General features: G+C 48.7%; 24 protein-coding genes. 9 read left to right on the top strand and 15 right to left on the bottom strand.

Annotation, left to right across the window (positions count from 1 at the left end):
• Positions 1-100 precede the first annotated feature (100 nt).
• The 4 genes from K7P76_RS04445 to K7P76_RS04460 all read left to right on the top strand — a co-directional run bounded on the left by K7P76_RS04445 (position 101) and on the right by K7P76_RS04460 (position 2207).
• Entirely contained in the window at positions 101-529 is a 429-nt protein-coding gene (locus K7P76_RS04445) for a VOC family protein (protein ID WP_232183593.1), read from the top strand.
• Between the two features lie 317 nt (positions 530-846).
• Positions 847-1176 carry a PadR family transcriptional regulator gene (locus K7P76_RS04450; RefSeq protein WP_232183594.1) on the top strand — a complete coding sequence of 110 codons (330 nt, stop codon included), beginning with the start codon at positions 847-849 and terminating at the stop codon, positions 1174-1176.
• Entirely contained in the window at positions 1173-1571 is a 399-nt protein-coding gene (locus K7P76_RS04455; RefSeq protein WP_232183595.1) for a permease prefix domain 1-containing protein, read from the top strand. Before K7P76_RS04450 ends, K7P76_RS04455 begins: the two co-directional genes overlap by 4 nt.
• Positions 1572-1583: 12 nt before the next feature.
• The gene (locus tag K7P76_RS04460) at positions 1584-2207 is read left to right on the top strand and encodes a hypothetical protein (RefSeq protein ID WP_232183596.1); all 624 of its coding nucleotides are present in this window, start codon (positions 1584-1586) and stop codon (positions 2205-2207) included.
• A gap of 9 nt (positions 2208-2216) precedes the next feature.
• Here K7P76_RS04460 and K7P76_RS04465 read toward each other — a convergent pair whose 3' ends face one another.
• The 9 genes from K7P76_RS04465 to K7P76_RS04505 form a co-directional block, all read right to left on the bottom strand.
• Positions 2217-2741, bottom strand: coding sequence for an NAD(P)H-dependent oxidoreductase (locus K7P76_RS04465; protein ID WP_232183597.1), 525 nt, complete (start codon positions 2739-2741; stop codon positions 2217-2219).
• Between the two features lie 18 nt (positions 2742-2759).
• The gene (locus K7P76_RS04470) at positions 2760-3593 is read right to left on the bottom strand and encodes a phytanoyl-CoA dioxygenase family protein (RefSeq protein WP_232183598.1); all 834 of its coding nucleotides are present in this window, start codon (positions 3591-3593) and stop codon (positions 2760-2762) included.
• A 51-nt stretch (positions 3594-3644) separates the two neighbouring features.
• A complete protein-coding gene (locus K7P76_RS04475) occupies positions 3645-4466 on the bottom strand; it encodes a phytanoyl-CoA dioxygenase family protein (RefSeq protein ID WP_232183599.1) in 822 nt (273 codons plus the stop codon).
• 58 nt (positions 4467-4524) lie between these two features.
• On the bottom strand, positions 4525-5412 hold the full coding sequence (locus K7P76_RS04480; RefSeq protein ID WP_232183600.1) for a carbohydrate ABC transporter permease: 888 nt from the start codon (positions 5410-5412) through the stop codon (positions 4525-4527).
• 22 nt (positions 5413-5434) lie between these two features.
• The gene (locus K7P76_RS04485; RefSeq protein ID WP_232183601.1) at positions 5435-6325 is read right to left on the bottom strand and encodes an ABC transporter permease; all 891 of its coding nucleotides are present in this window, start codon (positions 6323-6325) and stop codon (positions 5435-5437) included.
• Positions 6326-6354: 29 nt separating this feature from the next.
• Positions 6355-7995 carry a type 2 periplasmic-binding domain-containing protein gene (locus K7P76_RS04490; protein WP_232183602.1) on the bottom strand — a complete coding sequence of 547 codons (1641 nt, stop codon included), beginning with the start codon at positions 7993-7995 and terminating at the stop codon, positions 6355-6357.
• A gap of 170 nt (positions 7996-8165) precedes the next feature.
• Complete coding sequence (locus tag K7P76_RS04495) at positions 8166-9554, bottom strand: response regulator transcription factor (RefSeq protein WP_444880216.1); 1389 nt, start codon at positions 9552-9554, stop codon at positions 8166-8168.
• Between the two features lie 44 nt (positions 9555-9598).
• Positions 9599-11335 (bottom strand): sensor histidine kinase, encoded by a 1737-nt coding sequence (locus K7P76_RS04500; protein ID WP_232183603.1) that lies wholly within the window; start codon positions 11333-11335, stop codon positions 9599-9601.
• 860 nt (positions 11336-12195) lie between these two features.
• Entirely contained in the window at positions 12196-12459 is a 264-nt protein-coding gene (locus K7P76_RS04505; protein WP_232183604.1) for a hypothetical protein, read from the bottom strand.
• A 174-nt stretch (positions 12460-12633) separates the two neighbouring features.
• Between K7P76_RS04505 and K7P76_RS04510 the strand changes: the two genes are divergently transcribed.
• Positions 12634-12981 carry a helix-turn-helix domain-containing protein gene (locus tag K7P76_RS04510; protein WP_232183605.1) on the top strand — a complete coding sequence of 116 codons (348 nt, stop codon included), beginning with the start codon at positions 12634-12636 and terminating at the stop codon, positions 12979-12981.
• Here the strand turns inward: K7P76_RS04510 and K7P76_RS04515 are convergent.
• Positions 12978-15068 (bottom strand): sensor histidine kinase, encoded by a 2091-nt coding sequence (locus K7P76_RS04515; protein ID WP_232183606.1) that lies wholly within the window; start codon positions 15066-15068, stop codon positions 12978-12980. The genes K7P76_RS04510 and K7P76_RS04515 overlap by 4 nt on opposite strands.
• 136 nt (positions 15069-15204) lie before the next feature.
• On the opposite strand from K7P76_RS04515, the gene K7P76_RS04520 reads away from it, so the two are divergent.
• The 3 genes from K7P76_RS04520 to K7P76_RS04530 are packed head-to-tail and all read left to right on the top strand — an operon-like array spanning position 15205 to position 18103.
• Positions 15205-15948 carry a response regulator transcription factor gene (locus K7P76_RS04520; RefSeq protein WP_232183607.1) on the top strand — a complete coding sequence of 248 codons (744 nt, stop codon included), beginning with the start codon at positions 15205-15207 and terminating at the stop codon, positions 15946-15948.
• A gap of 24 nt (positions 15949-15972) precedes the next feature.
• Positions 15973-16842, top strand: a complete 870-nt coding sequence (locus K7P76_RS04525; protein ID WP_232183608.1) for a class I SAM-dependent methyltransferase — start codon at positions 15973-15975, stop codon at positions 16840-16842.
• A gap of 37 nt (positions 16843-16879) precedes the next feature.
• On the top strand, positions 16880-18103 hold the full coding sequence (locus K7P76_RS04530) for a CapA family protein (protein ID WP_232183610.1): 1224 nt from the start codon (positions 16880-16882) through the stop codon (positions 18101-18103).
• A 149-nt stretch (positions 18104-18252) separates the two neighbouring features.
• Here the strand turns inward: K7P76_RS04530 and K7P76_RS04535 are convergent, their stop codons facing one another.
• Positions 18253-18735, bottom strand: a complete 483-nt coding sequence (locus K7P76_RS04535) for a MarR family winged helix-turn-helix transcriptional regulator (protein WP_232183612.1) — start codon at positions 18733-18735, stop codon at positions 18253-18255.
• Between the two features lie 223 nt (positions 18736-18958).
• Between K7P76_RS04535 and K7P76_RS04540 the strand changes: the two genes are divergently transcribed.
• On the top strand, positions 18959-19108 hold the full coding sequence (locus K7P76_RS04540) for a hypothetical protein (protein WP_232183614.1): 150 nt from the start codon (positions 18959-18961) through the stop codon (positions 19106-19108).
• A gap of 14 nt (positions 19109-19122) precedes the next feature.
• On the opposite strand, the gene gyrA is transcribed toward K7P76_RS04540, so the two are convergent.
• Genes gyrA through K7P76_RS04560 form a run of 4 tightly spaced genes read right to left on the bottom strand, consistent with a single transcriptional unit; the run spans position 19123 to position 25622 of the window.
• Positions 19123-21600 (bottom strand): DNA gyrase subunit A, encoded by a 2478-nt coding sequence (gyrA, locus tag K7P76_RS04545; RefSeq protein WP_232183617.1) that lies wholly within the window; start codon positions 21598-21600, stop codon positions 19123-19125.
• A gap of 42 nt (positions 21601-21642) precedes the next feature.
• A complete protein-coding gene (gene parE / locus K7P76_RS04550) occupies positions 21643-23616 on the bottom strand; it encodes a DNA topoisomerase IV subunit B (RefSeq protein ID WP_309244730.1) in 1974 nt (657 codons plus the stop codon).
• A 58-nt stretch (positions 23617-23674) separates the two neighbouring features.
• The gene (locus tag K7P76_RS04555) at positions 23675-24664 is read right to left on the bottom strand and encodes an ABC transporter permease (RefSeq protein WP_232183626.1); all 990 of its coding nucleotides are present in this window, start codon (positions 24662-24664) and stop codon (positions 23675-23677) included.
• Positions 24657-25622 carry an ABC transporter ATP-binding protein gene (locus K7P76_RS04560; RefSeq protein WP_232184457.1) on the bottom strand — a complete coding sequence of 322 codons (966 nt, stop codon included), beginning with the start codon at positions 25620-25622 and terminating at the stop codon, positions 24657-24659. The genes K7P76_RS04555 and K7P76_RS04560 overlap by 8 nt, the downstream gene beginning before the upstream one ends.
• Positions 25623-25627: the final 5 nt, after the last annotated feature.

Below are 25627 nucleotides of genomic sequence, written 5' to 3' on the forward strand. Positions count from 1 at the left end.
ATACGATACAATTTGGGAAGTATATTTGATTCTATAATTGTGAATGGTACAATGAAGTGGGCTTCCAATCATTAACCATTAAAAACAAGGAGTGAATGAATTGGCTATTGACGTTTATCTTAATTTTAATGGAAATTGTCGTGAGGCAGTAGAGTTTTACGAACAGGTATTTGGAACGCAAAAAACAATCTTTATGACCTTTGGAGAAACGCCGCCGAACCCGGATTACCCTCTTCCGGAAGAAGCTAAAAATTTAGTCATGCACACGCGACTTAACATTAGCGGAAGCAATGTTATGTTTTCCGATGTTTTCCCCGGTATGCCTTTTATTCAAGGAAACAACGTAAGCCTGTCGTTAGTCAGCAAGAACGAGGATGAAGTTAAATCCGCATTCAATCAGCTGAAAGTAGGCGGCAAAGTAGTCATGGAGCTTCAAGAAACATTCTGGAGCAAATGCTACGGTAGTTTGACGGATAAATTCGGAATCGAATGGCAATTTAACTACGACAACGGCGAAATGGCCATGTAATTCGTTGAAAAATATATAAAATAAAAGGATGTGGAACTTTTCTGCTAAAGAAAAGGTTCTATATCCTTTTTTGTATCCTGAATTTTCAAAAGAGCTGAACGTTTCGCCTTTGGGCCTTGCAGCTCTTTAGCCAAAATCTCCTCAACCTGAGCTTTCGTCAGCCGAGTTACATTTTCCTGAAGGTGCGACAATTCGTCCATGAACTAAATATTACTTTGACACGCAGAGTAATGTATGATAAATTTACTCCATCAGATAGAGCTATGTGTGATAGAGTACTGTCAGGTAGAGCAATTCTGCAACAAGGAGGATCATGAATGATTCGAAGCGATATTATACGCGGGCATTTAGACGCCATTATTTTGCGGCTCATATACGAAGAAGATCGTTATGGCTACGAAATATCCAAAGAAATCGGATTACGGACGAACGATCGTTTTCAAATTAAAGAAGCTACTTTGTATGCCGTCTTCCAGAGGCTCGAACGTAAAGAGTTGATCGAATCTTATTTGGGCGATATTTCGCATGGCGGAAAACGTCGGTATTACAAAATCACGAAGCTCGGCAAGGCTTATCTGAAGGAAACGGTTGAAGAATGGAATGAAATCAAAGACATTATGAACATTTTCATGGAGGGATTAGGATGAAGAAGATTACAAAACACGTTGAGGAATGGTTTCGCGATATACCGGAGAACGAGCACAACCAGAGAATCAAAGAAGATATTATTCAGAATCTGGAGGAAAAAGTTCAAGATTTAATGCACGAAGGTAAAAGCGAGGAAGATGCGATCAATAAGGCTATCGTAGATTTCGGCGATATCGGAGATATCAAAGCGGAGCTCGGAGTGAATACGGAAAAACCTAGAAATCGGTTTAATTTGCATCTAGGATTTTCCCTCTGGGGGAGCGGTCTTATCATAGCTTTAGTTTTGTTCGCTAACTTCTATTATACGCCTCATATCATTTGGTTTGTTTACCCGACGTTCGCCGTTGTCTGGTGGCCTCTTGCCATGTTCTACAAATGGCTCGGGATGAAGTAAGGAGGCAGCGAAATGACAAATAAGCAATTTGCGTTTGCCGTAACGGGAAGCCTGATTAGCATCTTGTTCTTTATTATCGTTAATTACCTCACGACTCCAGGTACGATTTGGTTCATCTATCCTACATTGGCGCTCATTCAATGGCCGATCAGCATTTACTGTTTCTCTCGCGGGAAAGTAAAAGAGTACTCGCTTGTAACCAGCCTGTTATTGATCTTATATTTGAACTGGGAAAATCAGATGCACTCGCCCGAACACCTTTGGTTCTTGTATCCGGCTTTTGCGATCATATGGTGGCCTATTCTCATGTTTGCGGGCCACTATGCAAGAACGTTATCCATGGCATTGATTGGAAGCCTAGGCGTCATCGTCTCCTACGGACTGCTTAACGCATTGGTCTCTCCACAGTTCCCTTGGGCGATATTTCCCGCTTACGCCGTTCTTTGGTGGCCGCTTGCGATTTATTTCAGCAGTAAAAAAAAGTGGTTTAACTTTTCCGTTTGGGCTGCCATAATGAGCGCCGTTTTCTTCATTACCGCAAATACGATAACTACGACCGACATCTGGGCAATCTATCCCATCTTCGCGCTGACATGGTGGCCGCTCAGCATGCACTATTACCGCAGGGCGCGTTAGAGATGCCCTTCAATGAAAAGGTGAGGTTACGTAACGAACCATCACCTCCGCGCTTTGTTTAAGCTCCTCGTCGCTCAACTGCGGGACGTGATATACGATAAACGGAGGCAAATAACGCATTTCAGTCAACAAGATGGTAGCTTGGAGAGGCAAGAGCAACTGTTCCATCGTATACAAGCTGTCTCCTTCGGGGCTGTAGGATTGTTTCGCTCTTCCCACCGAGACAGCTAGCATGTATTCTTTCTCCCGCAGCTTATTGCCTGTCCCATACCCGAAGCCATACGTATAAACTTCATCCTGCCATTTCTTAAGCAGGGATGGCGTACTGTACCAGTAGAACGGGAACTGAAGCACGATACGATCGTGCTCCAGCAGAAGATTCTGTTCCAGTTCCACATCTATCCTATCGTTCGGACAGCATTGATACAAATCATGCACCGTCACGCTTTTTTCCTGCTCCAATCTCTCTTTCCACGTTCGGTTAGCGCGAGACTCCTGTAAATTCGGATGCGCAACAATGACAAGCGTTTTCATTACAGGTCCCCTTTGACATCATTCCCACGGCATTCTGGCCGGTGATCCGATTTTTTCCATTCGGAATGCTTTCTTCCCTTTTTCCGATAGCTGCTCGTAGGTGTCTCCGGGAATCTGAATGTAGGAACCGCCGCCGTACCAGCTCTTGCTGAAAATCATCGCGAGATTCGTTCTGCGATCACCGGAATGGTTCGGCGTCCCACGGTGCCACATCCGGATATCGCGGATGACGATGGAACCGGCGGTCATGATCACCTTCTCGGAATGCATGTGCTGCGCAGCACGCACAATGTGCAAATAAGGATTAATACTGCCGTCCAGCGTGTCGTGATTGGAACGGTCCGGATTGTGATGCGTTCCGCCGGGCCAAACTTCAAGCGGTCCGTTATCTTCTGTAACATTGACGAGCGGAATGTTGACGACCAGGCTGAATATGGGCAGCGGCACCGATAAATCAGGAAACAGCGGCATGACGTCGGAGTGCACGTTCTGATAGGCAGAACCTGGCATTGCCGTATCCGAAGCGAAATAGGTGCAGCGATTGTCGTCTCCAAGAATACGATCCAGCACCGCCGCAGCGATCGGATTACAAATAACATCCTCATCGATAAACGGCTGAGTGAAGGGAAGAAACATCTGGGCGCGATTCGTTCCTGTATTGTACCCCTTCCGGCTTACGTATTCGTCGAACAGCGGGTCGAACGATCGGCGAATTGTCGCGATCTTCTCATCGCTGAGCACTTTGTCGAAGAGGATGTAACCATTGGCCTTAACTTGTTCCACGGCTATTTCCAACGTTTCCGGGTGCAATTGTTGCGTTGCCAACTCTTGCTCGGTCAACTTGATTTTCACTGTAAGTTCCTCCATTTTGTTGATGATTGAGATTTAGCGCCGTTCAAACCGTTAAAGCTTGGGGAAATACTCATTGTTATAAGGCTGTCCTTCTGCCGGTCTCGGTCCGAGCAGCCGAATGTTATCGACATTGTGTCCCCGGTTCTGATAAACCGTATCCCCAGGCATCAGGTGGGCAACGACTGACAGCCTGGGTAAATCGGAGTGGTTCGGTCCGGAAGCATGAAACGTATAGGCATGATGAAAGCTGGCTTGGCCCGCTTTCAGAATCATCGGCGCTTCATTCCATTCCCGCCCTTCCTGAGCAAACTGCTCCTTCAACGATTCCAAATCCGGATTAAAGAAAGAATCGCTGGTCGGGACGAGTCCCCACTTATGCGAGCCGGGAACGGCCAGCATGCAGCCGTTTGACAGATCTGTATCCTGTAAGGCAACCCATGCCGTCACCAGATTGGTTTTGTCCGTGCATTGCCAATAAGCGTAATCCTGGTGCCAGCCCACATTTCCGGATTTCACGGACTGCTGCTCACCGATACCCGGTTTATAAATAACTTGGTCATACCACAATCGCACCTCGTTCGTTCCCATCAACTGGGCTGCAATTTGCCCGAGCAAAGGATGGGTGACCGCAGCTCTTATTTCATCGTTGGCCCACCAGGCATTATCCATTTTGCGGAGCTGATTGGGATTGCCGTTCGAATGCCATTCCGACAGCGGGAACCCGTCCCCGTCATATTCGCGAGCCCAAATGCGATCATGCGCCTTGCGAAGCTTGTCGATCTGCTCATCGTCAAAAATCCGATCGCTGATCCAATACCCGTTTTCCTCGTAGAACAAGATATCCTCGTCCCGCAATTTGTATCGTTCGTTCATCTCTCATCCTCCGTAATGACTTATGAATGGCATATCGGTTCGCTGAGGCCGCTCTTGTCTATTCCTTGACGGATCCGAGCATGATCCCATGAATAAAAAATCGCTGCAGGAACGGATAAACAAGGAAAATAGGCACCATGGCGATAACCATCTTCGCCGCGTTTAAAGTTTGATTGGACAACCTTTTCAATAGCTCGATTTGTTCGCTGGAAGATACGTTTTGCGTACTCGTCTCGACGACAAACTGTTGAATGTACGTCTGAAGCGGATAGTTCTCCATGTTGCGCATGAAAATCAGCCCGTCGAAAAAGGTATTCCAATGCGTGACTATACTAAATAGCGTAACTGTAGCCAGCGCCGGAGCAGACAACGGAATGTATATCTTCACCAGCATGTACCACGGACCGGCGCCATCCATATAGCCTGCTTCCGGCAGCTCCTTGGGGATACTCCGGAAAAAGTTGATCAGCAAGATGACGTTAAATACGGGTACTGCAGTTGGGAGCACCAATGCCCATAGGGAGTCGAACAATCCCAGAAACTTTATCAAAATGTACAGCGGAATAACGCCCGCGCTGAACAGCATCATCGCAATAAGAAACCACATGTACATGTTCCGGCAACGGAACTCCGACGCCTGTCGTGACAGCGGATAAGCCATCAACACGGTCAGCAGAAAATTGATAACGCCTCCCAGCAGCACCCGATTCACCGATACGATAAAAGAGCCGAGAAAATTCCGGTCATACATGATCGTTTCATACGCAAGGGTGTTGAAGCCTACAGGCCACAACGTTACTTTGCCGGCCGCTGCCACCGCCTTGTCGCTGAATGATACGGCAATGGCATGTAAAATCGGCGCCAATGAAGCAATAGCAATAAGCGCCATGAGGACATACAAAGCGATGATCCATGTGCGTGATGTCCATGTCTTATTCCGAACCATGGATCTCCCCCCTTTTATCCGGTTAAAAAATGCGATAATTTGCAAATCTGCCGGCTAATTGATAGGAGATCACAATCAACACCATGGCGATAACCGATTTCATCAAGCCTACTGCGGTAGCCAAACCAAATTGCGCTTGTACGATTCCGACGCGATACACATACGTATCGATAATGTCTCCCGACTCGTAAACGAGGGGGTTGTACATATTGAATATCTGGTCAAAACCGGCATTCAGTATATTTCCGATGCTTAATGTCGCGAGCAAAACAATCGTAGGCGTAATTCCGGGCAAAGTTACATGCCTTACCTTCTGCAGCCAGGATGCGCCGTCGATATCAGCAGCTTCATACAATGGCGAACTTATTCCCGTCAGCGCCGCGAGGAAAATAATCGTATTAAACCCGAACTCCTTCCATACGTCGCTCGAAATCACAATGAACGGGAAGTAGGCGTTACTGCCAAGAAACATCACAGGATCCATGCCCAGTTGCTGAAGCGTCTTATTGACAACGCCTCCGAGCGACAGAAGGTCGATAATGATTCCAGAGAGTATAACCCATGACAAGAAGTGGGGTAAATACACGATCGACTGCACCCAACGCTTGAAAAGCACATATCGTACTTCATTCAGCAATACGGCAAACACAAGCGGGATCAGGAGATTGGCGACTATTTTCCAGAAAGCTATATTCACCGTATTGAAGAAAATAGATCTGCTGTCCCGCATATCAAACAAGTATTTGAAGTTTTCCAAACCGATCCATGGCGATCTGGAAAATCCAAGCCCAATCTTAAAGTCCTGAAAGGCGACCGCTATACCCGCCATTGGGATGAAGCTGAACACGATAAGCAGGATGATTCCCGGTAACAGCATCAGATGGTAGTGCTTCTGGAAAGTGCCGTGATTCATCGGACTTTACTCCTCTTCAGCGCATGGGCTTATTTCTTGAGCTCTTCGCCGATTTCATTCAGAATCGTATTTCCGCCTTCGGCTTTCCAGTCCTCTACGAACTTGTCGAAAGCGTCCACGTCCAGGCTTCCCATCACGATTTTGAAGAACGTTTCATTCTCAAGTTTGAGCAGGTTCGCCCAACGGCGTTCCATCGTTGGAGTCGTCCCGAAGTATACGGGCTCAATCTTATTCATTTCCTGCTTCAGCACGCCCGCGCCTACCAAATACGCCTGCGGAGCCGCCCAATCATCGGGATTTGCCCTCGGGTTTTCCTTATCCCTAAGCGCCTGCTCGTAAACCAGCTTCATCTCTCCGTCAAGCTTATCCGGTTCGATCTTTCCTGCCAGCGCATCAAGCAGAAGAAGATGTTTGTTCGTTGCGGCTTCCGGATAATCCGTTATCAATTGCAATGGCCATAAGGCGTCGCCCACAATCAGTTTCTTGCCTGCTTCATCCGGAGTGTGCGACACTTCATCATACATGTTGGCATACACCACGGCAGCTTCCGGATGTTTGTAGCCTTTCTTGACGACAACATAAGACTGGGCTGCAGGCAAAGAAGAAATGTTGATCTTGCCTTTTTCGTCAGCAATCATGTAAGCCTGCCAATCTGCGTTTTTATCGTTTTTCACCGAGCCGGTAAGCACCCACGGCGTCCACCATGGGCCGAACATGGTTCCGGATTTGCCGGCTGCTATCAGTTCGTCCGGATTTTTGCGCAAGGCGAATTCCTTGTCGATCAGACCCTCGGCATACATCTCGCGAAGCGTACCGAGCGCCTGCTTCGTTCCCGGCGTAGTGGATCCGTATACGGTATTGCCGGACTCATCCTGCACCCAATACAGCGGGTACGAGTTGAACGCATTAAAGATGCCCTTAAAATCGTGCAATCCGTTAACCTCGGCAGAGAGAGTTGTGCTGTTGCCGGTTAAGCCGACGGTGTCAGGCTTGCCGTTTCCATCCGGATCTTTATCAATAAACGCTCTTAACACCGTTTTCAATTCCTCGATGTTCTTGGGCGGCTGAAGTCCGAGCTTGTTCAACCAGTCCTGGCGAATCCAAAGCATCGAAGGGGCATCCGCCTGAATCCCAACGCTTGGCAGCGCCAGCAGTTTCCCGCCGTAGGTGGACATTTCCAATACTTTGTTGTCGGTTGACTCGTAAAATTTTCGGATTTCCGGCGACACATACTGCTCGTATACTTTCGTCAAATCCTCAAGCTGATCCGCCGCAGCCATCGCCCTGAACGTTTTGTAGTTGACCACCATCATGTCCGGGATATCATTGCTGGCAATGGATAGCTGCATCTTCTGATCGTAGTCCGTATTGGATGCGTACCACAGCACTTTGGTTTGAATATTGGTTTTATCGAATACGTAACGCGTATACTCGTTTTTCTCGATCGTATCGCCTTCCTTAAACGTCATACCCGGGTACACGGACTTGATTACGTTGATTTCAACGGGCTCCGGCATACGGAAGCGATCCACCTGTACGCTTTCCGTCGACTGCTGTCCCGGTGACGGCTCGCCGTCTGCAGTCGTGCTGTTATTGCTCTTATTGCTGCTGCAGCCTGCGAATACAACAGAGGCAATAAGCACCACACCGACGATTTTCCGAATATTCATTTTCAACACCCTTTTTGGATTTATTATTTTGTTTACGCTTTCAATTATAAAAAAAATAACTCCCCATCGGGAGTATCCAGCGTCCTCAGTATAACGCACGATCGTACTTTTCTAGCTCTCATTAATCATAATAGATAACAATTGCATCATGCGTAGCGGATGATTGTGCGCTAAGTAATGGACAATTGTGCACCATTTTGCCGCTCCAGGCGGTATTCGGTCGGCGTCAAACCGGTTTGCTCGCGAAACAGCCTGCTGAAGTATTTCTCGTTGGGATACCCGGTTTTCACTGCGATCCGGTTAATCGGCATGTTTGTCTGCGTGAGCAAATGCTCTGCTGCGGCTATGCGTTGATCGCGGACATATTCGTTATAAGGCTTTCCGATAATGTCCTTGAAACACTGGCTGAAATAACTGCGGCTCATATTCACGGTTCGGGCCATTTCAATGAGGCTGATTTGCTGCGTAATATCTTGCGTTATCAAGTTGGCCGCCTTTAAGATGCTGTCTACGATGGGCCTGGAATACATCGATCTGTTCGTTATTTCATTTATTCTGCTTCTCATTTGTTGCAGCCACTCTATCCACTCATACCAATAGGACAAACTGCCGACGGGCTTGCTGCCTGAGAGCAATTCGGCGGACAGCGTTCGTTCCCATTCCCGTCCGGCGGAGTAGAACAGGCTCTCTAGCTTGGCTTTGGAAAGGCGAAGCCGCTTTAATTCCGTTAACCACTCGTGAAAGACAAGGTTATTATTCACCCAACTGAGTGACGACCACCGGTTATACATGTCATGCACATCGTTATCGAATACCAGCGGCCAGCTTTGCTGCTCTGCAACGATGGATACTTCATATATCCGCTTTCCCGGTTCAAGCTCGTACAGCAACCCCCGGTTCCGGAACTCTCGCAGCCATCTGATGACATCGGCCTTGTCAATGCCTTTGATATCGCATAACCTCACGATAACGATACGGGAATCAATCTTCAGACGTTCATGCAGATCATCGCCAAGTAGCCAGACGGTGTCTCCGAAATCGCGAACCCACAGCCATCCCCCTTGATCCGCTTCAGTTAAGTAATCTCCCGGCTTTACAGCCAGTCGACCAGCCCATTGACTCTCTATCTCCGGCTGCAAGGCTATTAACGCCAACCCGCAGTCGCTTTGAAATTGAATCTCCTCCTTCTCCTCCACTACTCTCCCGTTCATATGCGAACGATTCCCGCTCATCTCGGTTATCCGCCCCATAATACGTTGAAGGATATCTTCCATACTTTCTTTATCGAGTTGTGTCTTCACAATATAATCGATTGCTCCGAGCCTGAGCGACTCCTGGATGTATTCGAAATCCTGATGAAACGTCAGGACAACGAGCCATATCTGAGGGTAGTGAATGCGAACGGTCCTCATCAATTCAATGCCCGACATGACCGGCATCGCCAGATCGGTAATGAGCAGATCGACCGGATTGTCTTTCAGAAGTTGGAGCGCCGCCTCGCCATTGGCCGCTTCGCCGATTACCTTCAAGCCAAACTGCTCCCAGGGCATAAGCACCATAAGCCCTTTGCGAACTAATTTGTCATCATCGACTATGAGCACGTTCAAATGAAGTCAACCCCTTTCGAGATCGGAAGCCTCAGGATCACGCTTGTTCCTCCGCCGACCTTGCTTTCCATTTGCAACGTGGCTTCCGAACCGTATCGCGAGAAGAGAATCCGTTTGACATAATTGATTCCGATTCCGAAGCCCATTTTTTTATATTCTCCTCGTTCATTGTGCAGCAGCATATGAATGGTTTCCTCCGTGAGCCCGTTTCCATTATCCGTTACGGTTAGGACAACATGAGACTGTCCTTCAAGGCCGACCTGCACTTTGATCATCCCGTCATCGCCCAGCCCATGATATAAGGCATTCTCGACAAGCGGCTGAAGGATAAACCTGGGGATTTCCAGATCCCGGACCGTAACGTCGGCTTCTATCTCTACTCCGAATTGGAAATCGTAACGAATTTGCTGCAGGGTCAAATATTCTTTTAAGGCGCCAATCTCTTGTTGAATGGTCGTCTCCTGACCTTGCTTGTCCAGATTGTAATGAAGAAGCTTGTTGAGAGAAGTGGCCAGACGGTCGATTTCATCTTGACCGTTAAGGCGGGCCAGCCAGCACATGGTATCGAGCGTATTGTACAGAAAATGGGGGTTAATCTGGTACATAAGCTTCTCGACCTCAAGATCGGCCCTTCGTTTCTCTTTCTGCTCGACTTCAACAAGCAGCTCCCATATTCGTGTGCGCATTTGCCAAAATTGGTGCAACAAATGATCGAATTCGGGGATGTGCATGCTCTTGATCGGGGAATGAAAGTTGTTGTTCGCAAGCTGTTTAATTTCCTTGTTAAAGTTGGTGAGCGGCACGTATACCATACGCCAAAGCAGCCAAGCGAGCAGCAAACTGCCCAGTATGGAAAGCGCCGAGAAGCCAAGGAATTGCCTGACCCAACCCGATATTTCCTTGTTGTATTCACTCTCCCGAATGACCGAAACCACGCTCCAGCCCTGATTGCTTATATTGCGGAACAAGTAGTAACCCTTATGCTTCAGTGATTTCCCCGGTATATTCCCATCGGGATACGCCATGCCGACCGGATAATCCGTTTTATTCTCGCTGTAGCTGACCATCCCTTTGTCGTTCACGATCAGATGATCGACGCGCATGCCGTATTGATTGTTTTGCAATATTTTCTCGGCTAATTTAAATCCCGTCTCCACGTACACATATACGTCATCCCTGTCCGCGATATTTGCTTTGCGCAATACGGATATGACATTGTTATCATCGAATCGATTGCTTGCTTTATGAGGGCCGTAATAAGTGATGCCGCCATATTGCTGCATAACCGGCAAGCTTTGCAGATCGAAATTTTCTTTGACTTGAAAGTTCTGAAATAAAATTCGATGGTCATTCTTAAAATAATAAAAAGTGAGCCCGATCGAAGGATTAGCAAAATTAATGATGTTCAATTCATTGGTGAGCGCCTTCTCCAATCGCGACTTCTCATAGACGCTCTTGCTGTTCAAGTATTGCTGCAGATCGTTTACGATGCTGCTATTAAACGCGACTTGCTGCGTCACATGGTTCAAATTGGATAACATATTATCCAATGTGAGAGAAACCTGCTGCAAATTATTTTGAACGCCGGACTCGATCTTGTTCTCTAGAATGGAATAAATCGTATAGTACGAGAGAATACCTACCATAGACAAAGGAATCAGCGAGCTTGTGAGAATGACGATAAGGAGCCGGTTCCTCAGCGACAGCATGTTCAATAGTTTGCGACCAGACAATACATTCCTGCCCCCTCACCGGAACACGTATATCGACCCCATCGCTTCAGAAAGCAGCCCCTTCCACGGCGGCTCGTGAATCCGCGTCCGTTGCTCTATTATTTTCACCAGTATACCATCTCGGACATGAAGTCACATCAGGCAGAAATGACTTCAACCCAAGAAAAATTAGGTTTTGCGATTAATCCATTATTCTCCGTTGATCATGTCACACGCACTAGAATCTGCATGTACAAACATTCCTCTCTTCAAATCCAAATACAATGTTAAACATCGTTGTTTCGTTCAAAAATGGCAAACGGACACAGATTAACAATGAGAAACATCTCTATTGCATCGATGGAGAGTCTTTTAGGCTACAAAAAGTATGAATAGGGATATTATTCATTCTACTTGCGATTCCAGATCAGTTTAGCTAGATACCACCCTAACCTAACGGTCCAAAAGGCCGTTTCGCGAGCGGAAATGTATTGTTCATACGTCGAAAAGGTGTAAAAGGCCGTTTCAGTGGACAATCGACTATCGAATGAGGCAAATGGAGCATTGAAACGATCAATTTGGCCTTTACGGCACAACGTAGCTTTGTAAACAGTACTGTAACGGCTTATTTGATCGTTACAGAGGCTGTTGAGTCACTGCTCACCAACGCTCGGTACTCTAAAGATAATATCGAGTTTTCGGATGCCATAATAAACTGGAATACTTTGCTCATGCGTTCTCGGTTTAAATGGCAGGCGCTTAAGGCAGCTTCGTCATACATTTGATCCTATAAACAACAAGGGCTGTCCCGAGAAGATCAATCATGATCTCCTTGGAACAGCCCTTCTTAGGTCATAAGCAAATATGAGACGTATCTACCCTCAATCTTTTTTGTTCGCCGCGATGACGAACATTTCGAAGAAAGAATCATCCTCTTCCATCCGTTCATCTACCGCCTGAATTTCCTCTTCACTCCCGGGCTGGCTCAAGAAATTCAAGGCATAGCTCCAATTGTTTCTTCCATTATTGCTTTGCAGAGTAACTTCATAAGGCTGCTTGTGCCCTTCGACTTCAAAATGGACGTTGCCCACAAAACCTTCTTCTTCGCTTTCGGTCATTTTCGCGCTAAGTATATTCACATTCATACGCTCACCTCCTCAAAAAGATACAATATGTATCCACTATTTACAATTTATATTTATTTTCCAGTATAAAACAACAACAAAATAAAGAAAACGTTTCCTAACTACTTGACACGATACATTTTGTATCATAAATTACTTATAGATACGTTATCTGGTGTCAAGGAGATACTTATTATGAATATGGGAGAACGTCTGCGAGAATTGCGACTTCGCCGTAAAATCTCACAGGAAGAAGTCGCCCGCCATATCGGAATTACCCGTTCGGCTTATAGTCATTATGAGATAAACAACAGACAACCCGTTTACGAAACATTGATCAAACTGGCTGCTTATTTCGACGTGTCGTTAGATTATATTATCGGCGGCACGCAAACGAAAGCCAAATCTGAGCTCCCCGTCACATCGGACGCTAAAGAAATTTTATCATTGCTGCAGCACATGAGCCAGGAACAAAGAAAAAAATCGATTAATTTGATTACCGACTTGATTCGCCAAGAACACAGAGTCGACGGCAGCGGTTAGCTGGACATAGGCAAAATCATTTCAAACACGCTGCCGCCCTCCTGTGCGTTGTAAGCCCTGATTTCTCCTCCGTGAAGCTCCACGATTTCTTTGGCGATCGACAGTCCTAATCCGCTGCCGCCCGTAGAAGAATGCCGCGATTTGTCTTTCTTATAGAACCTATCGAATAGGTAAGGCAAATCTTCGGGATCCAGCCCCGCCCCGCTATCCTCAACGACAATCTCCACAGCACGTTGATCCGGTAACGTCGTCATCGTTATGGCGATGCTTCCGCCTTGCGGCGTAAACCTGACCGCGTTATAGAGAAGGTTCGCGAATACCCGATCCATCCGGCGAATATCAATCGATACCGTCGTGCCCTGACTATAATCGCCTGCAAGCTCGCAATGAAACGAAATCTGTTTGGCCTGCATTTCCAATTCGTATTGTTCCATTAATCTTTCTTTCCAATCGGTCAGCGGAATATCCTCGAGTGTAAGCTCAACCTTGCGGGCTTCGAGAACCGAAAGATCGAACAAATCCTGTATGAGCGAATTAAGGCCTTCCACCTTCGTCAGCATAAGACGGATCGTATTATCTCGCTGCTCGGGCTCGGAAATGACTTGATCTCTCAACGCTTCCAAATAACCTTGCAGCAACGTAATCGGCGTCCTAAGATCGTGGGAGATGTTGCTGACCAATTGCGTGCGGGACTTCTCCATCCGTTCCAACTCGATCGTCGCGTTTTCCAAAGTCACATTGGATCGTTGCAGTTCGTCCGTACGTTCCGCAATCCGCTCCTCCAAGGAGTTGTTCCATTCGGTTAATTCCGCCGACATGAGTTCCGCACGTTCGTAGGTGAGAGAAAATCTTAAAGAAATAATGAATGAGTTCATGACAATGAGAAACAGCAATCCGAATGGAACGAGATCAGTAGATCGCCACCAGCCGTTATAGAACAGCATGTCGTTCACTATGGTCAAAACCAAACCCGCCACGCCGATTAACGCAAGTTTTGCTCCCTCCCGATGCCTAAGCCCCGATAAGACTAACCCCGCCAATACTCTCACGCTGAACAATATAATGTACAATTGAAACGCCAATATCCATGATGTAAAAATCAAAGGCGGGACAGTTAGAACGCATAAGATTAACAATGCAGCGATTGCGCTTGAAATCTTAAACCAGATCCGCTTGATTTCGAGCGGGTACATCGCTTGAAAATAACCAAACCCTGCCCAGCCGCTCATAACGAAAGCGATATATTCAAATCGGGTTGCCAGGTCCCAATTAAACGCTTGTATCCACTGTACGATATATCCTTCTCCGATAAGTCCCATCCGAAGCCCGACGAACAAGCACAGCAAGGCGAACATCATGTTCGCAACCTCTTTGCGCCTGAGTATATACAAGCCCAAGTGATAAAATCCGATCATGATCAAGCAACCGAGTATGATTAATTCTTGCGCGGCATGGCGGATTTGCAGCTTCTGAATGTGATCGGCATTACCCATGACAAGCGCCGTTCGGATTCCTCCGCGTCTATGATCGAAGTTGGCAACGACGAGCTTAAGATCGGTTTGGCTATTTTGCGCTTTGAAGTATACGGTAGCCGGAAGCTGGAAGGGCAACGTTTCACTAGCGCTTTGACTAATATGCCCACGGGTAATTACGATTTGATTATCAATATACAGCTCATATGCCGTAGAGATATTAGGCAGCCGAATGGCCATCATGTCTCTTTGGCTCTCATGCAGGATGCTTAAACGATAAATTCCGTACCCCTGATCTTGCAGCGGGAAGCCGTTTCCCGTCTTCATACTGCCCCACGTCCCTGGGACCTCCAGAGTGGAAAGCACCGAGCTTGATTTCGGATTATCATTCCCCGAGGGCGGAAACCATTCGAATTTCCACTGGCCGTCCAGCGGAACGATGCCGTCTTCATTCCAAGACCACTCTCTTAAGTCGATGACTCCCTGCTCCGCTTTAGGCATTGGACGAACGTTGGAAGAAGCCATGCAGCCGCTGGTGACGGCCAATAGGCTCAGCGTAACAATCATCCATTTACTCCATCTCCACAACGGTGCTAACGCGAAACGGGACTTCACATTTTCCTCTCCCCTGATAACTCTGAATCAACCTGTCGCAATAAGCATTCGAACGTCATTGTAACGGTGCATTGATTACTCGTCAACGCTTTCGTTATAATAAGTCATCAAGACTCTTCAATATGGGGGGAAAATAATGAAGAGTTCGGAAGCCGCTATACTCGTCGTAGACGACGAACGGGAAATAACGGGGTTGATAACCCTCTATCTGCAAAGGGAAGGATTCACCGTTCATACATCGGATAATGGGGAAGATGCCCTGCGAATAGCGGAGACGCTCATTCCCGATTTAATCTTGCTGGACGTTTCTCTAGGCAGAACTGACGGAATCGAAGTATGCCGAACGCTGCGCCAAGGCGTATGCGCGAATGTCCCTATTTTGTTTCTGAGCTGCAAATCGGAGGATCGGGATATCGTCCGCGGATTGTCCGAGGGCGGCGACGATTATATTACGAAGCCATTCAGCCCAAGCCAGCTTGTGGCAAGAGTGCAAGCGCATATTCGCAGGCGCAGAACACGCGAAAGAGTTAACGAGGAACAAATCGTAAACATAAACTTTCCCGGGCTTGACATTGATTTTCGAAGCATGGAGGTACGTCTGGAAGGCGAACTAATCTCTCTTTCGGCCAAAGAATTCGAGCTCTTATGCGTGCTTGCCCGACAGCCGAACCGGGTTTTTCCTTTGGAAGAGCTTTACCAACGCGTATGGCATTCCGATAGTATGGGAGATACGCGTACCCTTATGGTTCACATCAGCAATTTGAGAAAGAAGATGGAAATCGATCCTTCCCGCCCGCGATGGGTACAAACGGTCCGCGGCTTCGGCTACCGCTTTTGTCCCGACAACAACTGCGAAGAACGATCCTCTATCCCCAATTGACGACAAAAGGACGAATTCACACTTATGGAAATGGCACGCGATTGGCAAGATTACGAACTATTGGACACCGGCAATGGAGAAAAGCTCGAGCGATGGGGAGATGTAATCCTGCGACGCCCCGACCCGCAAATTATATGGCCTCTTAAGTCGGAGAACGCGGAATGGAAGCAAGCGGACGGTCATTATCATCGCAGCGGCAGCGGCGGCGGACAATGGAGCTATAAACGCACTCTTCCGGATAGATGGAGCATCTCTTACGGCCCCTTGAAGTTCCACATTAAACCGACCAGCTTCAAGCACACGGGCTTATTCCCGGAACAAGCGGTTAACTGGAGCTGGATGATGGATAAAATACGCACGGCAGGACGCCCTATCCGGGTGCTTAATCTGTTTGCCTACACTGGCGGGGCAACCGTTGCCGCTGCTTCTGCAGGCGCTGACGTATGCCATGTAGACGCTGCCAAGGGCATGGTTCAATGGGCCAAGGAGAATGCCGAGTTATCCGGCCTTGGATCGGCGCCAATCCGCTACATTACGGATGACGTATTCAAATTCGTGCAGCGCGAAGAACGGCGCGGCCGTCAGTACGAAGCCATCATTATGGATCCGCCTTCCTATGGCCGGGGACCGAACGGCGAGATGTGGAAATTGGAGGAAAACCTATTCCCCTTTCTTGAATCGTGTATGTCGATTTTATCGGACAAGCCGCTATTCGTCCTTGTAAACTCCTATACGACGGGACTCTCCCCAACCGTGCTTAACAATTTGCTCCACCTTTCGTTCCGTCGCAAGTTCGGCGGGAAGCTGGACTGCGGAGAAATCGGTATACCTATTACCCGAAGCGGCATGACGCTGCCTTGCGGAATTTACGGACGCTGGGAAAGCGAAACTTGATTGGCAAGCAGCATGCTGAGGGATGTGTGATGAAAGTATGAAACGGTTATTTTCTTTGATAAGCATTGGGCTGTCAGCGATGTTGCTGACAGCCTGTTTGAACGTCCCGCCTTCCGACACGTCTTTATCTCCGTCGCCCGTACATTCCGAAACCCTCATCGCAGCAAGTCCTTCCCCTTCTTTGGAGCCGATTAACGAACCTGAACAAAGCGAAGCGACTTTACTGGCCGTTGGAGACGTTATGGCTCATATGCCGCAGCTGCCGGCTTATTATAATAGCGCCAGCAAACGGTACAGTCTTTCATCCTGGTTCACTCAAGTAAAACCGATCCTTCGGCAAGGAGACTGGGTCATCGGCAACTTAGAGACGCCCATTGCCGGCCGGGATTTGAAATATTCCGGTTTTCCGCGCTTTAATGCGCCTATTGAATTAGCCGAAGCGGTTGCCGATGTCGGCATTCAACTGGTGTCCACCGCCAATAATCATGCCATGGATCGGGGGTTCCCTGGTGTAGCGCGCACGCTGACCAATGTAAGGAAAGCCGGTCTGATCCCCGTAGGAACGTCGGCTTCCGCACAAGAACAGCAGCGGATCGTGATCGAGGAAAGAAACGGAATTCGCATGGGTTTCTTAGCTTATACGTACGGCACTAATGGGATACCCGTCCCGGCAAACAAAGCTTTCGCAGTTAATATGATCGATGTGGATGTCATTAAAGAAGATATCGCGCGACTGCGGCAGGCCGAGGCTGATATCGTGACCGTATCCTTGCACTTCGGCGTAGAGTACCAGCGGCTTCCCAATAAAATTCAAACCGGAGTTGTTCGCGAATTATTTAAATCCGGAGCCGATATCGTTCTTGGTTCGCATCCCCATGTCGTTCAGCCGTACGAAGAAATCGACATACCGGCTTCCGAGAGCCATGACGGATTGGCGCACCGAGGCATCGTTATTTACTCATTAGGCAACTTCATATCCAACCAAAAGGGCAATTGGAAAGACGTCGGACTCATTTTCGGCGTTCACTTGATCAAAACCCACCATTCCGACGGTACCTCCTCTACCAGGTGGGACAAAGTGACGACAGAGCCAACCTGGGTGCATATTTTATGGAAAAATCAAAAACGCTATTATACGGTCATCCCTCTAAGAAGCGCATTGGCGAATAAAAATATTCCGAATCTGACCGCCAAAGACTATGACAAGATGAAAACTCTATTGAAGGGCATCGACAGACATCTTCTTAAGTTTCACGGTTAATGATTGGATTTAAGGAACGCAACATTACCATCAGTTGTTAACCGCACAGAGTGCCGCTATCATGAAATCGACATCTCGCAACCCAAGGTCTTTAGCCGAACACCAAAAACGCCCCTGACGGCTGCCTAGTCAGGGGTGTTGCTGCTTATTTAGATCGCTGAAGTTTCAACACTGTTATCCTGTGACTCCTTGGATGGCTCCGATGTCGATGGTTTGGTCTCTCTTGTGCCGGCGACCTTGCTGATCAAGTAAACGAGCAGCTGCCGATTGTGGCTGGATACGTTGTCGAGTGACCGATTAACGATTGCGCTTCGTACGGCTAACCCTCGTTCTACTTCCGATCGTCCTAAATCCGTCATCGTGACCCACACGATGCGGCGATCTCCCTCGTCCCTGTTCCTCTCGACAAGTCCGCCCCGTTCCATGCGGTCAAGCAGCGTCGTAATCGCCGCCGGCGTCGTTTCCAAGTGCGGAAGCAGCTCGGAAGGTTTCATAGGCTCATGCTCCAGCATCAACTCGAGTACCTCCAGCTGTCCAGCCGTAAGCTGCGGAGCTAATTCCGCTTCCATCTGCGCGTTCCATTCCTTCGTGAGTTTCGTCCAGCTTTTCACAAATTCCGCCGCATTATCCATAGGTATGCCCCTTTCTTCCCGAACATTGCCTTCTCTTTTATTATACTCAGGGGCTATGTCGAAAGATAGATTAATGCAATTAAATATTTACGACATAAATCCGCACGATAGTGAACCTGACGACATTTCGTGACATATACTAGTTACGAAATATGGGTAAATGCGGAGAAACATGCTTGGCTAGGAGGCGAGGGCTATATCCTCTACAGAACAAAAAATTAAAATGATCGGCCAAATGGCGCAGGATGCCGGACTAATAGAAGACCCTCAGTGGCTGGAACGGCTCAATGAGCCGGCGCCTCTGTGGGTCGTGTTGGATCTTTTGTTAAGATGGATGGATCGAACGGAGCCCAACGGCGGCCCTTACGACTGAAAGGTAAGGGTTGTTTACGTGGATAGCGGCTTTTTGAAAGCTTCCGCGAGAACGTCTCCGCGTTCCACGGCCGTCATCAGCTTGCCCTGCCCTTTGCGGTCATCGATCGGAGCACCCTCCGAGGTAAATTCCGAAACGGACCCGCTTGCAGTCAAAGCAAGCAAATTGACGGCTTCTTTGACATGGAATGCGGCGATCAGCTTTGTTCCGTTCGGGCGTACCCGTTTGCCTTCTTTGAACTCGAACGTCTGAATTCCTTTGCCGCCTCTTCCTTGCTGCGGGTAATCCAGCAGCAACGAACGTTTGGCATAGCCATAGTCGGATAGAACGAGAACTTCCCCTTCGTCTCCCGCAACCGGGACAGCATCGGCCAACTGGTCGCCTTCTTTAAGAGTAATGCCTCTAACCCCGCCGGCGACCCTTCCTTGGGGGCTAACTTCGCCCTGGTTAAAGCGGATGCTCATGCCCTGCTCGGTGACAAGAAGAAGATCATCCGGATGGTCTGATCGAAGCACCTTGATGATCTCATCGCCGTCAGCTACTTTGCAGGCGGCGATAGCCGTGCTCCGGCTCGTCGTGTATTCGAACAATGGCGTTCGTTTCACTTGACCGCGTCTCGTGACGAAGACGAGCATAGGTCCGCTCTCACCCGCTCCTCCATCGCCTGAAGGCGGCGTAAGCTCAGCCGTCTTTGCCGTTATGATTCCGACTATCCGATCATCCTTGGCAAGCGGCAGAAGATTTACGATAGCCGTACCGGTTTCCTTCCATTTGAATTCCGGAATTTGATGGACGGGAAGCAGGAAGAAAAAGCCTTTCTGAGTGAAGAGCAGAAGCGGATCCAACGTATTAAGGCCCATGCTCCATCGGATGACGTCGCCTTCTTTCACGCCGGCGCTGCCCAATTCCCCGCCAGACCGCGTGAACGACAGCAAGCTGGTCCGCTTAACGTATCCATCCCTGCTAAGCGTAACGAGAACCTCTTCGGCGGGTACGGTTACTTCGAGATTCACTTTAATCTCTTCTACTTCACCCTGGATGAGTGAGCGGCGGTCGATTCCGAACTTGTCGCGGATTTCCGTCAATTCGTCTTTGATGACGTTAATAAGCTTACGCGGATTTTCCAGTATCGCCCGAAGCTGGGCGATTTTCTTCATCGTTTCGGCATGTTCCTTCTCAAGCGAGTTAATTTCCAAGTTGGTCAAGCGATACAATTGCAACGTTAAGATCGCATCCGCTTGCCGTTCGGAAAATCCGAATTTGGCAATCAGATTGTTCTGCGCGTCCAGACGGTTTTTCGATGCCTTGATCGTTTCGATGATCTGGTCCAGCAGATTAAGCGCTTTGACGAGCCCTTCCAAGACGTGCGCGCGGTCTTCCGCCTTCTCCAGGTCGTATTGGGTGCGGAAAGTAACAACTTCCTTCTGGTGGGCAATGTAGGCTTCCAGAATCTGTTTGATTCCCAGTTGACGCGGCGCCTTGTTGACGATAGCGACCATGTTGAAATTATATGCCGTCTGCAGATCGGTTTTCTTAAGCAAGTAAGCGAGAATGCCTTCGGCGTCGACATCCTTCTTCAGTTCGACGACAATGCGTAGTCCGTTCCTTCCGCTCTCGTCGCGAACTTCGGCAATGCCTTCTACTTTTTTCTCCATGCGAAGGTTATCAATCGCGTTTACGAGCTTGGATTTGACGATCTGATAAGGAATTTCAGTAATAATGATTTGCTGCTTGCCGCCGCGTAAATCTTCGATGGCAGTTTTGGAGCGAATATAGATTTTACCTTTGCCGGTCTCGTAAGCTTCTCGGATACCGTCTCCGCCCATGATCGTTCCGCCGGTAGGAAAATCTGGGCCCTTAACGATTTCCATCAGATCGAGAACGGTCATATCCGGTTTGTTCATAATGGCCACGCAAGCATCGATAATCTCGCGTAAGTTATGCGTCGGAATTTCCGTGGCGAATCCGGCGGAAATGCCCGAAACCCCGTTCACGAGCAAATTGGGATACCGAGAAGGAAGAACGACGGGTTCTTTGGTCGAGTTATCGAAATTGTCTTTGAACAGAACGGTTCTTTTCTCGATGTCGCGCAATAGCTCCATTGCGATGGAAGACAACCGCGCCTCCGTGTAACGCATCGCCGCCGGCGGATCATCGTCCATCGAACCCCAGTTGCCATGTCCGTCGACGAGCATGTGCGCCATCTTCCAAGGCTGGGCCATACGGACCATGCCCTCATATATCGAGGCATCGCCGTGCGGATGATAATTTCCCATGACGTCCCCGACCGTCTTCGCAGACTTCCGGTAAGGCTTGTCGGGAGTGTTGCCCGAGTCGTACATCGCATACAGAATCCGCCGTTGGACGGGTTTTAGTCCGTCGCGAACGTCGGGAATCGCGCGGTCTTGGATAATATATTTAGAATATCGTCCGAAGCGGTCGCCTACGACCTCCTCCAGAAATGCCGGTAAAAACTGCTCTAGCATGCCCACTTAAATACCCCTCCAAATTTTACGAGTAGGAACATTAATCATTTATTCCTCATACTCCGTAAAATCAACATTCTCGATAATCCAGCGTTTACGCGGGTCAACCTTGTCGCCCATAAGCGTAGACACGCGGCGTTCCGCTTTGGCGGCGTCTTCGATCTGGACTTGCAGGAATGTACGAGTCTCGTAGTTCATCGTCGTTTCCCACAGCTGATCGGGATTCATCTCGCCAAGACCTTTATAACGCTGAAGTTCCGCGCCTTTGCCGATTTCTTTCATGTAATTGTTCAGTTGGTCGTCGGTCCAGGCGTACCGAACCGTCTCCAGCTTGCCGGATTTCCTAGTTAGCTTGTACAGTGGCGGCTGTGCGATAAACACTTTGCCCGCATCGATCAAAGGCTTCATATAGCGATAGAAGAACGTGAGCAATAGCACTTGAATATGCGCGCCGTCCGTGTCCGCATCGGTCATGATAATAATCTTCGAGTAATTGCATTCCTCTACGTCGAACTCCGATCCGATGCCCGCACCGATAGCGGAGATGATAGCTTTGTACTCGTCGTTCTTCAAGATATCGACCAGCTTCGATTTCTCCGGATTCATCGGCTTGCCCTTTAGCGGCAGGATCGCTTGGTACTTCGAATCCCGCCCTTGCTTGGCGGAGCCGCCCGCGGAATCGCCCTCTACGATAAACAGTTCGTTGCGCGTGCTGTCTTTGGATTGCGCCGGCGACAGCTTCCCGCCAAGGCTTGCGCTCTCGCTTCTCTTCTTGCCGCTGCGGATTTCCTCGCGCGCTTTGCGTGCCGCTTCGCGCGCTTTGGAAGCCTGCACGGACTTCTTGATCAACAATTGCCCGACCTGAGGATTTTCCTCCAAGAACACGGTCATCTTGTCCGTAACGATCGCATCGACCACGCTGCGCGCGGAGGCGCTGCCAAGCTGATCCTTCGTCTGGCCGACGAATTCCACTTCCGACATTTTAATATTGATGACGGCCATTAAACCTTCGCGAAGATCATTGCCCTCGAGATTTTTCTCTTTTTCCTTAAGCTGTCCCGTCTTGCGGGCATATTCGTTCATTACGCGGGTATACGCGGTTTTGAATCCCGTTTCGTGCGTACCGCCGCCTCGGGTAGGAATCGAGTTGACGAAAGAGGCTAACGTTTCCGTATAGCCGTCGTTATACTGCAAAGCCACTTCTACCTCGATATCGTCTTTCTCCGCGGCAAAATGGATGACGTCATGCAAAACGGACTTTTCCTCATTCAGGAACTGAACGAATTGACGCGCTCCGCCCTCGTAATGGAAAGTATCGGTTTTGGCGTTTCTCTCATCCTTGATATTCACCTTTAATCCCGAATTCAGGAACGCGATTTCCTGCAGCCGCTCCGATAACGTATCGTAGTTCATGCTCACATGGCCGTGGAATACTTTCGGATCCGGCTTAAACGTCACTTTGGTGCCGGTTCTATTCGTATTTCCGATAACCTGCAATCCGCCGACGGGTTCCCCGACATGCTCGACGCCTTTCGCATCAACCCATGTCTCGAACCTTTGCTTATGTATTTTACCTTCCCGGTAAATCTCGACCTCCAGCCACTCCGACAGAGCATTCGTTACGGAAGCGCCGACTCCATGGAGACCGCCGGATTTCTTGTATCCTCCGCCGCCGAATTTTCCGCCCGCATGGAGAATCGTATACACGACGACAGGTGTAGGAATACCCGATTTATGCATGCCCGTCGGAATACCCCGCCCGTTGTCGACAACCGTCACGGAATTGTCGCTATGCACCGTGACGTCGATACGCGTGCAGAATTTAGCCAGATGCTCGTCCACGGCGTTGTCGACGATTTCCCACAATAGATGATGAAGCCCCGAAGCCGTCGTGCTCCCGATGTACATACCCGGTCTTTTGCGAACCGCCGTTAGGCCTTCGAGTATTTGAATGTCGTCCGCGCCGTACTCGCTGCCCGCGATTACCGCGCTTTCAGTGAACAGATCTATTTGTTCGGTCACGAATGGACCCCCTTGCTTGTCTCTTGCGCCTGCGCTTGCAAACGCACTACGCTATATTCTAATTCAAGATGTCTTGCTTCGTAAAGACGGTGAATGAAACGATTAATGCGGCGACTCCCCAAATGCCAAGAATCGCAAGGGAAAAACCGAGCGTCATTCCTTCGATCGGCGGGGGAGTTCCTCTTAAATAAGAGGATAATTCCAAGTTCACGTTAAACAAATATTTGGCGCTATGCCACGAGGAGGCCATGTTGGCGAGTATCGTACCCGCTATAATCGTGGCCATCATCGTCACGAAGCTCGCTGCCGTGCTTCGAACGAGAACCGACACCATCAAGGCGATTATCGCTACGACCATCGCGGAAAACCAGATGAGACCGGACTGCATGAGCAAATAAATCCCTTGCGTAACCGCATGCACGCTCGTCGTGTCCACGTCCGCTCCCTTCACTTGAAAACCGACGAAAACCGGCTCGCTCCAGCCCGAATATCCAAACACAAGCCCGGAGATCAAATAACAGAGTAATGTCGTCGTAATAATAATTAAGGAGACATATAAGGTCAGGGTTGCCAACTTAGCGAATAAAATGCGCCATCGCCTGACCGGACGGGTAAGCAGCATCTTAATAGTACCCGTGGAACGCTCCGACGAAACGAGATCCGATGCGATTGCAAGCACCATTAAAGGGATGAATAGAGAAACCGCATTATCCAGAAAAGTACGCGTAAACGTTACGGCATTGGGAGTTTGCGGATTGATGTCATGATCGAGATAATATTGCAGCTGTTGCACGAGCGCGCGGCGCCACTTCTTCCATTCCTCCGGAATTCGTTCGCTGCTGAGGGCATTGGTGTTGTCGGTTATCCGGCTTTGCAACTCTGATCGCCAATCCGTATTAAATTTCTCCCGGCTGTTCTGCGCGATTTTCATTTGAGCATATACGAATACGGGGATGAGAATAAGCAGAATAAGCACGATGACGGCAAACCGCTTCTTTTTCCAAACCTTTAAGGTTTCATTCTGTAAAAGAGCCAGCAAATTAGCCAATCGTTTCACCCTCCGTCAGCTTCAAAAATAATTCCTCAAGCGAGGGAGCTACGCGTTGAACGGAGTGTATCCCGATGCCGACAGCGACGAATTTATTCACCCAGCCGCTAATTTGATCTTCGTTCATGATCGTAATGATCGGATCCTGAAGCGTCGACAGCAGCGATTCATCTATCCGGTGTTCATTGCTTCCGATCATTTGAACATCAGGCTGATCCAACAGCATCGCCCTCGCATCAATTGGACGATCCACTTGCCAAACTGTATAAGTGCCTGCTTGCGATACTAACACGTCCACTTCTCCGACCGCAATGACTTCACCATGCGCGATAATAGCGACGCGATCGCACATCAACTGAATTTCGCTCAACAAGTGGCTGGAAATAAACAAGCTCATTCCGCTCTCCGCCAGCTTGCGAATAAATTCGCGCAACTCCTTGATGCCTTTAGGATCTAATCCGTTCGTCGGTTCATCGAGGATAAGCAGCTTTGGACTGCCAAGAAGCGCCTGTGCTATGCCAAGACGCTGACGCATGCCCAAGGAATAGGTTTTGACCTTGTCGTGAATTCTCTGATCTAGCCCTACGATATCTACCACTTCGGAAATTCTCGTAGTTGTGATGCCGGCTTGCATGCGGGCAAAGTGCTCTAAATTTTCCCACCCGGTCATAAAAGCGTACATTTCCGGATTTTCGACGATACAGCCCACGTGCGCAAGAGCACGTTCGGGATGCCGATCGATATCTTCTCCGCACACGATAATTTTACCCTCTGTCGGCTTGATCAGATCGACGAGCATGCGGATCGTCGTCGTTTTGCCGGAACCATTAGGTCCCAAGAAACCGAATATTTCTCCCGCGAACACGTCGAACGATACGTTATGAATAATCGGCTTGCGGCCGATGTTTTTCTTCAGTCCTTGAACTGACAATACGATTTCTTTAGCCATAGTCTGCATCTGCA

It is taken from the genome of Cohnella silvisoli (assembly GCF_021190915.1).
Classification (GTDB): domain Bacteria; phylum Bacillota; class Bacilli; order Paenibacillales; family Paenibacillaceae; genus Cohnella; species Cohnella silvisoli.